The sequence below is a fragment of the Halostella pelagica genome, assembly GCF_004762015.1.
Classification (GTDB): Archaea; Halobacteriota; Halobacteria; order Halobacteriales; family Natronoarchaeaceae; genus Halostella; species Halostella pelagica.
Map to the genome: position 1 here is coordinate 24,417 of NZ_SJES01000006.1, position 12,222 is coordinate 36,638.

Annotated in this window: 12 protein-coding genes and 1 pseudogene; 7 read left to right on the forward strand and 6 right to left on the reverse strand. The window is 60.3% G+C overall.

Going from position 1 to position 12,222, the window contains the following annotated elements; genetic code table 11:
• Positions 1-20: 20 nt before the first annotated feature.
• On the reverse strand, positions 21-800 hold the full coding sequence (locus EYW42_RS14015; RefSeq protein WP_135535921.1) for an ATP-binding cassette domain-containing protein: 780 nt from the start codon (positions 798-800) through the stop codon (positions 21-23).
• Between the two features lie 99 nt (positions 801-899).
• On the opposite strand from EYW42_RS14015, the gene EYW42_RS14020 reads away from it, so the two are divergent.
• Together EYW42_RS14020 and EYW42_RS14025 are read left to right on the forward strand one after the other, a co-directional pair.
• Entirely contained in the window at positions 900-1,883 is a 984-nt protein-coding gene (locus tag EYW42_RS14020; RefSeq protein WP_135535922.1) for an ABC transporter permease, read from the forward strand.
• A gap of 87 nt (positions 1,884-1,970) precedes the next feature.
• The gene (locus EYW42_RS14025) at positions 1,971-2,945 is read left to right on the forward strand and encodes a substrate-binding domain-containing protein (RefSeq protein ID WP_135535923.1); all 975 of its coding nucleotides are present in this window, start codon (positions 1,971-1,973) and stop codon (positions 2,943-2,945) included.
• A 63-nt stretch (positions 2,946-3,008) separates the two neighbouring features.
• Here EYW42_RS14025 and xacF read toward each other — a convergent pair whose 3' ends face one another.
• Entirely contained in the window at positions 3,009-4,448 is a 1,440-nt protein-coding gene (gene xacF / locus EYW42_RS14030) for a 2,5-dioxovalerate dehydrogenase (RefSeq protein ID WP_135535924.1), read from the reverse strand.
• 97 nt (positions 4,449-4,545) lie between these two features.
• Between xacF and EYW42_RS14035 the strand changes: the two genes are divergently transcribed.
• On the forward strand, positions 4,546-5,409 hold the full coding sequence (locus EYW42_RS14035) for a fumarylacetoacetate hydrolase family protein (RefSeq protein WP_135535925.1): 864 nt from the start codon (positions 4,546-4,548) through the stop codon (positions 5,407-5,409).
• A 107-nt stretch (positions 5,410-5,516) separates the two neighbouring features.
• On the opposite strand, the gene EYW42_RS14040 is transcribed toward EYW42_RS14035, so the two are convergent.
• Positions 5,517-6,281, reverse strand: coding sequence for an IclR family transcriptional regulator (locus EYW42_RS14040; RefSeq protein WP_135535926.1), 765 nt, complete (start codon positions 6,279-6,281; stop codon positions 5,517-5,519).
• Positions 6,282-7,195: 914 nt separating this feature from the next.
• Between EYW42_RS14040 and EYW42_RS14045 the strand changes: the two genes are divergently transcribed.
• The 3 genes from EYW42_RS14045 to EYW42_RS14055 all read left to right on the forward strand — a co-directional run bounded on the left by EYW42_RS14045 (position 7,196) and on the right by EYW42_RS14055 (position 9,828).
• Positions 7,196-7,636 (forward strand): TRAM domain-containing protein, encoded by a 441-nt coding sequence (locus EYW42_RS14045; protein WP_135535927.1) that lies wholly within the window; start codon positions 7,196-7,198, stop codon positions 7,634-7,636.
• A 195-nt stretch (positions 7,637-7,831) separates the two neighbouring features.
• Positions 7,832-9,127 (forward strand): O-acetylhomoserine aminocarboxypropyltransferase/cysteine synthase family protein, encoded by a 1,296-nt coding sequence (locus EYW42_RS14050; RefSeq protein ID WP_135535928.1) that lies wholly within the window; start codon positions 7,832-7,834, stop codon positions 9,125-9,127.
• 416 nt (positions 9,128-9,543) lie between these two features.
• Positions 9,544-9,828, forward strand: coding sequence for a hypothetical protein (locus tag EYW42_RS14055; protein ID WP_135535929.1), 285 nt, complete (start codon positions 9,544-9,546; stop codon positions 9,826-9,828).
• A 14-nt stretch (positions 9,829-9,842) separates the two neighbouring features.
• On the opposite strand, the pseudogene EYW42_RS20560 reads toward EYW42_RS14055, so the two are convergent.
• The 3 genes and pseudogenes from EYW42_RS20560 to EYW42_RS14065 form a co-directional block, all read right to left on the reverse strand.
• Positions 9,843-10,319 (reverse strand): annotated as a pseudogene (locus EYW42_RS20560) (IS6 family transposase); the annotation flags it as partial.
• A gap of 197 nt (positions 10,320-10,516) precedes the next feature.
• Positions 10,517-10,867, reverse strand: a complete 351-nt coding sequence (gene crcB, locus EYW42_RS14060) for a fluoride efflux transporter CrcB (RefSeq protein ID WP_135535930.1) — start codon at positions 10,865-10,867, stop codon at positions 10,517-10,519.
• On the reverse strand, positions 10,864-11,280 hold the full coding sequence (locus tag EYW42_RS14065) for a fluoride efflux transporter FluC (RefSeq protein WP_135535931.1): 417 nt from the start codon (positions 11,278-11,280) through the stop codon (positions 10,864-10,866). Before EYW42_RS14065 ends, crcB begins: the two co-directional genes overlap by 4 nt.
• Before the next feature lie 237 nt (positions 11,281-11,517).
• Here EYW42_RS14065 and EYW42_RS14070 point away from each other — a divergent pair, with 237 nt between their 5' ends.
• The gene (locus EYW42_RS14070) at positions 11,518-12,174 is read left to right on the forward strand and encodes a metal-dependent hydrolase (RefSeq protein WP_135535932.1); all 657 of its coding nucleotides are present in this window, start codon (positions 11,518-11,520) and stop codon (positions 12,172-12,174) included.
• Positions 12,175-12,222: the final 48 nt, after the last annotated feature.

Genomic DNA, 12,222 nt, shown 5'->3' on the forward strand with positions numbered 1-12,222 from the left:
CGACGACCGAAGCGTTCGGGTCAGGCCGTCTGCTGTTCGCTCTCTTCCACGCCCGACCGGCCGCTCACCATCCGCGAGACGACCTCGTCGCGAGTAACCGACTCGGCGTCCAACACGCCGGCGTCGTGGCCCTGATGGAGCACCTTGATCCGGTCAGCGACACGCTGGAGGTACTCCAGGTTGTGCGAGATGAGCAACACGGAGATTCCCCGGTCGCGCATCTGCTCGATGAGTTCCAGCACCCGGTCTGCGCCCTCAACTGAGAGCGCACTCGTCGGCTCGTCCATGATGACGATGTCAGGATCCGAAAGCAACATTCGGGAAACCGCGACGAGCTGACGCTGACCCCCGGAGAGGCCGCCGACCGTCTGGTCCGGGGAGACTTCGATGTTCAGGTCGCCGAGCAGTTGGCCGGCGCGCTCACGCATCGCCGATTTGTTCAGCAGGCCGAACACGCGGTCCGGGCCGACCATCTCCTCGCGGCCGAGAAACACGTTCTGAGCGACGGTGAGGTTCGGCGCGAGTGCGAGGTCCTGAAACGTCGTTTCGATCCCGTATGCCTTCGCGGCCCGGGGGCTATCGATGGTAACGTCCTCCTCGCGGATCCGGATCGAGCCACTCGTCGGCTCGTGAGCCCCGGCGAGACATTTGATTAGCGTCGACTTGCCCGCGCCGTTATCGCCGACGAGACCGAGAACTTCCCCTTCCCGTAGCGTCAGGTCGACGCCGTCGAGTGCGATGATCTCGCCGAACTGCTTGCGGATGTCCTGCATCTCCACGACAGTACCTTGGGCAGACATGAGTGTTCGGTTCGCTTGAACCGAGTAAACAGTTACGGTCGTACGGTCGCTGATGTCGTGATCCGAATATATATGAACGATTGGTAAGCATATCCGACTATGGCAACCGAGTCTACGGCGACGCCTAACTCGATATCCGACTATCTCTCGATCCGAATGCTCGGACAGTACGGGCCGATCCTCGGCTTGATCGGCCTGTATCTGTTTTTCGCGTTCAACACACAGAACTTCCTCTCGTACCCGAATCAACTGAACCTACTCCGGCAGGTATCGATCATCGGGATCCTCGCCATCGGCAGCACGTTCGTGATCCTCTGTGCAGAGATCGACCTGAGTATTGCCGAAATGATGGAGTTCACCGGCCTGCTCATCGCCTCGCTGGCGACCGGCGGACTGCTGTCCAGCGCGGTCCCGATCCCGGTTGCGATCCTCGCCGGGCTGGGCGCGGCCATCGTTCTCGGCGGCCTTTCCGGGTACGTTACGAGTCGATTCGGCGTCCCCTCGTTCATGACGACGTTAGCGATGCTGTTCCTGGCGGACGGGTTCGGCCAGATAGTCTCCTCGAACCGGCCGATCATCGGCTTGCCGGACGCACTGCTCTGGCTGGGGAGCGGTGACACCTTCGGCTTCCCAAACATCGTCATCACCTTCTTCGTCCTGCTCGCGCTGTCCCAAGTTATCCTCTCGTACACCCGTTTCGGGCTCTACCTCTATGCGGTTGGGGGCGACGCGGACGCCGCCGAACTGATGGGGATCGACGTGAAATTCGTTCGGATGGGCGTTCTCGTCCTGTCGGCCGTGTTCACCGTCATCGCGGGGATCGTGATGATGGGCCGCATCGGCAGTGCGACACCGAACATGGGGTCGAACCTGCTGTTGCCACCGATCGCCGCAGTCATTCTCGGTGGCACTGACCTATTCGGTGGCAAGGGTAACATGATCGGCACGCTCATCGGGGTCCTCATCCTCGGGTCGCTGTCGAACGGACTCAACCTCATGGGTATCGATCCCGCCGGCCAGCTCGTCGCACAGGGTATCGTCCTCATGATCGCAGTTCTCGCCAACGTCGCGGGCGACCGGTAAACACGCCCCGGCGAGATTCCTGAATCCGGGCGCAGCTGTTGGATCTACCGGTAGGATTATAAAATATCGTCGGTAATCCCATTATGTATGCAATCAGAGACCAGCAGACGGACTGTCTTGAGAGGAGCCGCAGCGGCCGGTGTCGTCGGCGTTGCGGGCTGTCTCAACCTCGGCAGCGGCGACAGCGACGCTGAAAACGAGACGGCGCTTTCGGTGCCGTCGCTCGAGTTAACGTTCTTCGCCCGAATGGAAAACGCGTTCAACAATATCACGGACGAGCGCGACGAACTCGGCGGTTCGTTCTACGCCGCCGGGAACTCACAGGAACAACAGGTTTCGGACCTCGAAACGCCGATCTCACAGGGAGTCGACTTCATACTGGTCGCTCCGATCACCTCCGAGGGGATCAGTCCGGTCGTCCAGCAGGCAAACGACGCGGACATCCCGGTCGTTACCATCGACCGGAACATCTCCGAGGGTGACATCGCAACCTACGTCGCCTCGGACAACGTCGCCCTGGGACGCCGTTCGATGGAACTGTGTCACGGGTTCATGAGCGACCTCTCGGACAAGGACGAGTACAACGTCGTCGAACTGCAGGGAACGCAGGGAGCGAGCACCACGAACGACCGAGCCAAGGGCGGTTCCGAGGCGATCGAGTCGGCGAACGACCTCAACCTTCTGGACAGTCAGGGTGCCGGCTTCTCCACCGAGGAAGCTGTGAGCGTAATGGAGGACTTCATCACAAGCTACGGCGACGACATCGACGGCGTCTACGCACACAACGACCTGATGGCGCTCGGTGCGCATCAGGCCGTCGACAACGCCGACGTCGGTGACATCGCGATCACCGGGATCGACGGTAGCGAGGCGTGGGTTGATGAAGTGCAAAACGTCGATCATTACGGCACGCTCGCGCAGTTGCCGGAAGAAATGGTTCGTCAGGGCGTCGACTACGGCCTGCAGGCCGTCGACGGCGATGACCTCGACGACTACTACCAGATCGAGGGGCTGGAAGTCACGTCCGAAAACGCCGGCGAGTATCTCGACGACTACTTCTGACCGCGGGTCACGTTCTCTCGGTCGCGTACGTTCCGTTCGAAAAACTCCGGCGGACCGACGCGCTCAGTAGTTGTCGTACACCGTCTTGCTGATGGTGTAGAAATCCAGACCTGCGTCGCCCTGCTCGCGGTAGGTTTCGCTGGAAGACGCTTTCATCCCGCCGAACGGGACGTGCAGTTCCAGTCCGGTCGTCTTCTCGTTGACCTTCACGACACCCGATTCGGCCTCCTCGACGAAGCGGTTTGCCTCGGTGTGGTCGTCAGTGACGATGCTGGCCGAGAGACCGAAGTCGACGCCGTTGGCCACGTCGAGCGCCTCCTCGTAGCCGCTCACGGGAATGACCGAAAGCACCGGACCGAAGATCTCCTCCTGGGCGATCCGGAAGTCCGGTTCGACGTCGGAGAAGACGGCCGGTTCGACGAAGTACCCGTCGCCCTCTATCGCGTTACCACCAGTCTCCAGAGTGGCACCCTCGTCCTGGCCCACCTCGACGTATTCGGCCGTGCTCTCCAGTTCGGACTCACTCACGTGAGGACCCATGTCCGGGTCGTCGAGGCCGTGTCCCGGTTCGATCGCCGCCGCGCGGTCGACGACCGCGTCGACGAACTCGTCGTACACCTCCTCGTAGACGATGGCCCGGGAGCAGGCGGTACAGGCCTGACCGGTCACGCCGAACGCTCCCGCCGCCACGATATCGGCGGCTTCCTCGACGTCAGCGGAGTCGGAGACGACCGTCGGGTTCTTGCCGCCCATCTCTAGCTGGACGCGCTTGCCGTCGTCCGTCGCGGTGTCGTAGACGCCGTTCCCGACTTGCGTGCTGCCGGTGAAGGAGATGGCGTCCACGTCGGGATGGCTGGCGATAGTACCACCGACTTCACTGCCGGGGCCGGTAACGACGTTGAGAGCGCCGTCCGGGAGTCCAGCTTCGTCAAGTGCTTTGGCCATCTCGTGGACGACACCGGGCGCGAGCGACGCGGGCTTGATGGCTGCGGCGTTGCCGGCCGCCAGCGCGGGCGCGATCTTCCAGGCAGGGATGGCAATGGGGTAGTTCCACGGCGTGATCAGGCCGGCGACGCCCACCGGCTCGTTTTTCGTGTAGAGGTTCGTGTTTCTGGAACTGGACCCCTTGACCGTGCCGCCCAGGTCGCTCGCCTTCGCGCCGTAGTAATCGAAGATGTCGATGGCGCGCTGAACCTCGCCGCCGGCTTCGCTGCGGGTCTTACCCTCCTCGCGTACGAGGAGTTCTGTCAGTTCCTCCTTCCGCTCGGCGAGCAACGCGCCGGTCCGCGAGAGGATCCGGCCGCGTTCGGGGCCGGGGGTCGCCCCCCACTCGTCGCTGGCAGCGACGGCCGCCTCAACGGCCGCCGCGGCGTCCTCCGCGTCCGACTGCGGATAAGTTGCGACGGTCTCGTCGGGGTTCGCTGGGTCCCGCGTTTCGAATGTTTCGCCGCTGTTCGAGGCCGTCCACTCGCCGTCGACGTAGTTCGAGTACTCTGTCGCCATACCCAGCGTTTGTGTCCGTTCGCCCATAACGCTTTACCCTCGTATCCGTCCTGACGGCGACGGGAGATTTATCACAAACGAGGCACTCAGTCCAGCCATGCGATACTATCGTCTTGCCAGCGGTAACGACATCAGTCTGCTTGCCGCCGACGGTGACGCCACGTATGACCTCACGGCGGTCAAACCCCGTCTCGATGGGTTCACCGACCTCGCGGCGGCCGCAAACGTCGCCGGCACAGGCGTCGACGCGCTCGCGTCCGACCTCACCTCCGACGCTCCCGTCGTCGACGTTCACCCGGACGAGACAGCGCTTCCGCTGGTTCCCGACGAGGTGTGGGCCGCAGGCGTCACCTACGAGATCAGCGAGGAGGCCCGCGAGACCGAGAGCGGCATGCCGGAGATGTATCTCGACGCCTACGAGGCCGAACGCCCCGAGATATTCTTCAAGGCGACACCGAGTCGGACTGTCGGCCCCGGCGAGGCGATCGGCGTCCGCGGTGACTCCTCGTGGAACGTCCCCGAACCGGAACTCGGGATCGTCCTGTACGACGGGGAGGTCGTCGGCTACACGGTCGGCAACGACGTGAGCAGTCGCGAGATCGAGGGCGAAAACCCGCTGCATCTCCCGCAAGCCAAGGTGTACGACCGCTGTTGTGCGCTCGGACCCTGCATCGCCTCCGCCGAAGCGATCGGCGACCCGCACGACCTGACCATCTCAATGTCCATCGTCCGCGATGGCGAGACGCTGTACGACGACGAGACCTCGACCGGGAAGATGGCACGGACCTGCGAGGAACTCGTCGACTACTGGCGCGCACACAACGCGGTTCCAGAGACCGGCGTCCTGCTTACCGGGACGTCGCTCGTCCCGGAAGAAGGGTTCACTCTCATGCCTGACGACGAGGTCACAATCACTATCGAGGGCGTCGGGGAACTGTTCAATCCCGTTATCGAAGTCTGAAACGCCGTTCTGCCGGCAATAACTCCGTACGACGAGTCGGGGAACGTCAGTTCGCCCATAGTGAACGCAGCTTCGCGTAGCCGAACGCCGTTACACGAATCGGGAAATTACGAGTAGGTAAGGTTCAGTTTGACGACGTTCGCCGCGCTCTCTAACAGTTCAGGAAGTTTCGATTCCAGACGTTCGCCTTTCATCCGGCTCTTGGGACCGGAGACACTGATCGCGGCGATCGGTCGCCCATCGTCACCCAGAATGGGCACCGCGACACAGCAGAGACCGGCGATCCGCTCCTCCCGGTCGAACGCGACGCCTCGTTCACGAATTTCGTCGAGTTGATCCTTTAGTTCGGCCGGATCGGTCGTCGTCCGTTCAGTCTCGGTCGGCATTCCGTGCCTGTTCAGAACCTCGTCGACCCGCGATTCCGAGCTGTGTGCGAGGACTGCCTTTCCGAGCGCGGTGCTGTGCAGATAGACGCGGTTCCCCGTACTCGCCGCGACGTTGACTGCCTTGTCGCCGCGGACCCGACAGAGGTAGACGCCCTGTCCGTGTTCCTCGACGAGAAGGTTGACGAGTTCGCCGGTTTCGTCGGCGAGAGACTCCAGTTCGGGACGCGCAGTCTCGTAGAGGTCGTCGCGTTGACGGGCGTACCGGCCGAGATCGAGAAAGCGCAGACCGACGTAGTACTCGGACCCCTGTTTCACGACGTACTCCTCCTGTTCGAGCGTTTCGAGGTGGTTGTAAACGCTGCTTTTCGGCAGGTCGAGTTCGTTCGCGACGGCGGTGACGCCCGCCCCGTCAAGGCGACGGAGCGTTTCCAGAACTTCGAACGCCGTCTCGACGGACCGGACCGGGTTGGACGCTTGCTTTCCCATACATAGTACAATGTTGTTTTCCATAAGTATCTATCCGTTCAGCTGTGGCGAACGTGCTGATCGGCTAAGGTCGACATTGCACGACTCAGTATCAGTATTTTCGGTTGCTGGCAGATTACGGGGCAGCGATAGTCGATCCATAGTCATCGCCGGCCGATGCAATCGGTAGTGAACCGACCGGCGTTCGTCGGTGGTGAACAGACTGCGGCGATACCTATTACAGTCATATCAGTGTAAAACCTTCCCGCTTCTCACACCTATGTAATAATTACAATAATAATCTACGACGATCCGATCTTCTGTATACCACGTCTAATAGGCGATTATTGAGGTGTTCATCCGGTCGTCAGCGGCTTTGGTAATTCTCAATATATACCATATTATGATAACATTCCTGTCGAGTATTCCTACCATCTCAGGGGAGAGGTAGTGACCTGCTTCGCGTATAAAATGGGTTTTCGGCAAATCTTCGGACAGAGTAGGATTTCACCACTTCACACGTTTTCGGCCAATATAGCCCATTAATCATCCATACAAACGATGGCCCAGGATCGTCGTCCATTCCGTTTCGCCGTGAGTCGGGTCGGTCCCAGAACCATCGGAGCAATCCCATTGTGACCGAAGACACCCCCTGCAACGGACTAGCGTTGTCCCAGGAGTATTTTACAGATTATACAATATTACTTCGTAGTGATCCTGCACTCTCTACAGCGATCTCTTCGTACATCGCCGTGGGAACTTCGCCACAAATATAATTATTTTGTTAATTATACTGCACAGATCTCTGATGACACTGTCCAACCGGAGGTAGAACAAGCGGAACGAGATCATCACGCAGGTGCGAGTGAACACTGGACATTGTCGAGTACCGGTAGACTCATTACGATATTCTCGGTTGCCCCATGAAGAGACCGATGGAAGACTCAGACGACCTCCTCTGCCTATTCAGCGCGCGGGTCGACAACCGACAGGGCTCTGCGGTGATCGAGATCCCGCGACAAGAGATCACAGTCGGTGCTGCACAAGACGGAGAGGTATACCGTGTAGCACTCTTGCCAAGTGACTCGGCAGACGGAGGGTCCGAAAAGGAGACGAGTAGCGGGCGATCTCTTCGGGAGAGTGACCCCAAAGAGAGGCGAACCGACCCAGACCTCCCTGTCGAGGAAGGCGACCAACGCACAGTTACCATCGAAGATATCGGTGAACAGGGAGACGGGATCGCTCGCGTGAAACGGGGCTACGTTGTCATCGTCCCCGATACAGAGGTTGGGGAACGCGTTGTCGCGGAGATCACGGACGTGACGCCGAACGTCGCCTTCGGACGGGTTTCCGAGCGAAAGGACTACTACGAATAACGCGCCACGAACTCTCTCGGGCGGAAAGCATCGAAAACCGCCGTTTCAAAGCCGTATTCTCGGAGAGCTTAGAAAGAGCACTCGAAGAACGTCGCCTCATCAATGGTTCGGGGGACTCAACTCCTCCGTCATCGGAATCGGCAAGATTGGTCTGTCACACCCACCATAATAACGCAGGGGCCAGTTCGTCTGTCTATGAGCGACGATCCCGACAACCGTTCGTTCGCGACCGACTCGTTACACGCCGGCCAGGAGCCGGACCCGGCCACCGGGGCACGGGCTCCGCCGCTCTATCAAACCACGTCGTACGTGTTCGACGACGCCGACGATGCGGCGGCCCAGTTCGCACTCGAAGAACCGGGATACATCTACTCGCGGCTGATGAACCCGACTCTCGAAACGCTGCAGGAGCGACTTGCCGCACTCGAAGGAGGTGTCGGGGCAGCCGTCACCGCCTCGGGGATGGCGTCACTCGACCTCACCACCTTCCTGCTCGCGGAGGCCGGGGACAATATCGTCACCTCATCCTCGCTGTACGGTGGGACCTACACCTACTTCACGCACTCCGTCGAACGGCGCGGGATTTCCACCCGGTTCGTCGACACGCTAAGCTACGACGAGTACGAGGAGGCTATCGACGAGGACACTGCGTACGTCCACGTCGAAACCATCGGGAACCCGGCGCTCGACACGCCGGACATCCAGCGGATCGCCGATATCGCCCACGACAACGGTGTTCCCCTGCTCGTCGACAACACGTTTGCGACGCCCTATCTCTGCCGTCCGCTCGAACACGGGGCCGACCTCGTGTGGAACTCGACGACGAAATGGCTCCACGGCTCCGGGACGACTATCGGCGGGGTAGTCGTCGACGGCGGGTCCTTCCCGTGGGACGAACACGCCGAGAAGTACTCCGAAATCGCTCAAGACAACCCGGCGTACCACGGCGTCAACTTCTCGGAGACGTTCGGTGAAGCGGCGTTTACCTACGCCGCCATCGCCCGCGGACTGCGCGACCTCGGTAATCAGCAGGCCCCCTTCGACGCGTGGCAGACCCTTCAGGGACTTGAAACGCTTCCGCTTCGGATGGAGCGCCACTCCGAAAACGCGATGGCGGTCGCCGAGTTCCTCGAGGCCCACGAGGACGTGTCGTGGGTGAACTACCCTGGCCTCGAATCCCACGCGACCCACGAGAACGCCAGCGAGTACCTCGACGGCGGCTACGGCGGGATGATAACGTTCGGATTAGCCGGTGGGTATGACGCCGCCCGGAAAACCGTCGAATCGACGGAACTCGCGAGTATGCTCGCGAACGTCGGTGACGCAAAGACGCTGATCATCCATCCGGCCAGTACGACCCACCAGCAACTCAGCGACGCTGAAAAGGATGCCTCCGGCGTGACTGACGACCTCGTTCGCCTCTCAGTCGGAATCGAGGACCCCGGCCGTATCATCGCCGATCTGGAAGCGGCTATCGACGCAGCGACCTGAAGGAAAGTTCGATTCCTGCCCGATTCTTTGGTGTTCTAACTCAAGCCGTGTCCGCGAACCCATAAACTGGAAGTATGATACATAACTTGGTGAAGTACTTGCGAAACCCATGAAGTCCTCGTGGAACCCGGGCCAGGTGCAGCCCACTATTGGTCAATACTCAGGATGAGGAGCCAACACGGGAACGTGGCCCGCGATACGGACGAGGCAGTGGTCATCAACAGGTCGCGCCAGACGCTGAATCCCCACGTCCGTCGTAGAGTGGACGGATCGGCACACAGCCTTTCGTGACCAGACAGTCACCGGCGGGCGGCCCTGAGTACGGCTGGGGTGCCGGTTCCAGCCCATCGTCGTCCTGACGCTGCGACGGAGTCCCTATCACTACGCATTTCCGGGTCGCTCGTGAACGCGAAGGTATGCGCGACGAGTCCGACGACAGCGTTCAGGTGTGGTTGGTCGAACGAACGTACTCCGACGACGAACAGAACATGATCATCCTCACCTACGCAACCACCGACGGCGAGCGGTACTTCCGCAAGGAACGAGCGCTCACCAGTTTCGGCGACGTGCGCGAAACGACCGCCGCCGTCGACGCCGACCTCGACAATCTCGGCTCGGTCAACGACCCGGACCTGCAGGAACAGTACGCCGCCGAAGCTCAACGGATGGCCGACATCCACGACCCCGACGACGTTATCTGACCACCTGCGGCGGGTCATACGAGCAGTCCCATCCTGTTTAGCAAGTTCCACCAAACGGCGAAGGCGTGCAACGACGTTTCGACAGTCACTGGCTTACGTGATTGAAACTATTGCTAAACGAGGATATTCATCGTTTTGTCTCTTTGAATACGTTAGCCAACATTCTGGTTTCCCTGCCGAACCGTCTGAAATCGGAAGCCAGATCGGTGAAGTGCAGCCAGTAGATTCTATGCGTGAGCGACGAAAAACACTGCGTCTTCGACATCGTGTTTCTCCTGGATCTCTCTCGGAGAAATTTCGCGTTGATGCTTTCGTAGCCGTCGTAAAGAGCCTTAGATATGGGAACTCGTTCGTTACGGGATCGACGGCGTCGTACAGGTAGAACTGCTGGCTGTTAGTTCAGATCACGGCCTCATCGAGCGCAACGTGTTCGGACTGGCGTCGCTGGCGGGGTGTATATCGACCTTCTGCACCAGGTCGTGGACCCTTCTTGGGACCGTTCTGAATCAGATATTCCGGATTCTAAGATTGTATCTTTAATTTATAATACAGGCATTCTGAGACGAATGCTAAGCGCTATCAGCCGGAGATATAACCAACCACATATTCTACAGGTATAAATAACCACATATGTGATAAGTTATACCCTTTTCTGCAATCCGGAACGCCCGTGGCCGACCCGTCGTTGTCACAATCCGCGGGACAGGAACCATGCGACGGCGATAGCCGACAGTGAACCAAAGAGGTTCGCCGCAGCGTACCCGACAGATAAGAGGCGGTCGTCGTCCCAGAGTCGGACAACATCGACCGAAAACGAGGAGAAGGTCGTGAAGGAACCGCAGGCTCCGGTTCCGACGAGCAGAAACGCCTCGTTTCCGAACTCCTGAAAGACTGTCAGACCGAGAACGAAACTCCCGAGGACGTTCACGGTGAACGTTCCCAGCGGAAACGCTTCGCTCGGGACGGCCCGACTGACGAAGTGACGCAGTAGCGCTCCGAGGACGCCGCCGGCGGCGACCAGATACGTCGGATCTATCACGCGTCACACTCACCCGTGCGGCCCGCCGCTGACGGGTCGGGCGTGATGTGCAGTGCCGTCGAGCGGCCTACCAAGACGGCGGTGAATCCGACTGCGTAGCTGGCGACGACATAGCCGACGCCGATCACCGGTTCCGACTGCGCTGTTTCGAGAGCGAACGTGCTGTACGTGGTAAACGAGGAGAGAAACCCGGTCCCAAGGAGCAGTTTCGCCCGTTCGGCGATTAGGTCCGTGCGCTGGGACCCGTACACGAGCAGACCGAGCGAGAAACAGCCGAGAACGTTCGCCACGAACGTCCCGCCGAGTCCCGATACGGCCGTCCCGACGAGATACCGCGCGTTCGCGCCCAGCGCCCCGCCGATCGCTACGAGAATGACGAGAGCAACTGTGCCGGGCGAGTCCGGTCGTGACATGTCTATTCTGAATAGGCAGGTAGTATTGCGTATATACGGTAGGCACTTAAAAGAACAGTAGTCACGCCGGTGGCAAACGAGTTCGTTCGTTGTGTCACAGTGCGGAAATGCGGCCGGCGACGAAAGTTCTCGATACTGTCAGTACTGTCTCACGGACGGTTACGTTCCGAGGAGGCAGTGTTCGACCGTGGACGACCGACGGGTTAAGGTGACTTGGGACCCTTTGAATCCAACACGATGATGCTTCCAACACACGCCCTGGCGGGCATGCTACTCGCGCTGCCGTACGCACTCGCCGTGCCTGAGTTCGCCGGGGTCGCACTCGTGGCGGGATTTCTCGGCGGCGTCGTTCCGGACCTCGATATGTACATCGGACATCGGAAGACGCTCCACTATCCGGTGTACTACAGCGTACTCGCAGTCGCGGCAGTTCCGGTCACTGTTTTGCACCCCTCGGCCGAACCGATAGCCGCCCTGTTTTTCCTGATCGGCGCTGCCGTCCACAGCGTCGCGGATATCTTCGGTGGCGGGCTAGAGCTACGTCCGTGGGAAGCGACTTCGAATCGGGCCGTATTCGACCACCGCCGCAGTCGATGGATCGCGCCCCGTCACTGGGTTCGGTACGACGGAGCACCCGAGGACCTCCTCTTGTCTGTGGCGCTCGCCGGCCCATTGCTGATCGCTCTCGGCGGCGTTCCACGGTTGTTGGCGATCGGATCCCTGGCGGTCGCCGCCGTCTACTCCGTCGTGCGACGTGCTCTCCCCGCGATTGCCGACCGACTGGTTGGCCTCCTTCTCGACTTCGACTCCGCGAAGCGTATCGTCGCGCTCGTTCCTGCGCGTTATCTTGATGGTTCAGGAGAACAGCTATCCTCGAATACGGTGGACGAATAACGGTTTCGAGCGTCCGTCTCGCTCCCAGATTGGTCTTTCGTTGCCACG

Bases quoted from the DNA above. Each gene is read 5' to 3' on its own strand.
- EYW42_RS14055 (WP_135535929.1), top strand. From the start codon at position 9,544: ATGCGCGACGAGTCCGACGACAGCGTTCAGGTGTGGTTGGTCGAACGA.
- EYW42_RS14035 (WP_135535925.1), top strand. From the start codon at position 4,546: ATGCGATACTATCGTCTTGCCAGCGGTAACGACATCAGTCTGCTTGCC.
- EYW42_RS14020 (WP_135535922.1), top strand. From the start codon at position 900: ATGGCAACCGAGTCTACGGCGACGCCTAACTCGATATCCGACTATCTC.
- EYW42_RS14015 (WP_135535921.1), bottom strand. From the start codon at position 800: ATGTCTGCCCAAGGTACTGTCGTGGAGATGCAGGACATCCGCAAGCAG.
- EYW42_RS14065 (WP_135535931.1), bottom strand. From the start codon at position 11,280: ATGTCACGACCGGACTCGCCCGGCACAGTTGCTCTCGTCATTCTCGTA.
- EYW42_RS14045 (WP_135535927.1), top strand. From the start codon at position 7,196: ATGGAAGACTCAGACGACCTCCTCTGCCTATTCAGCGCGCGGGTCGAC.
- EYW42_RS14070 (WP_135535932.1), top strand. From the start codon at position 11,518: ATGATGCTTCCAACACACGCCCTGGCGGGCATGCTACTCGCGCTGCCG.
- EYW42_RS14050 (WP_135535928.1), top strand. From the start codon at position 7,832: ATGAGCGACGATCCCGACAACCGTTCGTTCGCGACCGACTCGTTACAC.
- xacF (WP_135535924.1), bottom strand. From the start codon at position 4,448: ATGGCGACAGAGTACTCGAACTACGTCGACGGCGAGTGGACGGCCTCG.
- EYW42_RS14025 (WP_135535923.1), top strand. From the start codon at position 1,971: ATGCAATCAGAGACCAGCAGACGGACTGTCTTGAGAGGAGCCGCAGCG.
- EYW42_RS14040 (WP_135535926.1), bottom strand. From the start codon at position 6,281: ATGGGAAAGCAAGCGTCCAACCCGGTCCGGTCCGTCGAGACGGCGTTC.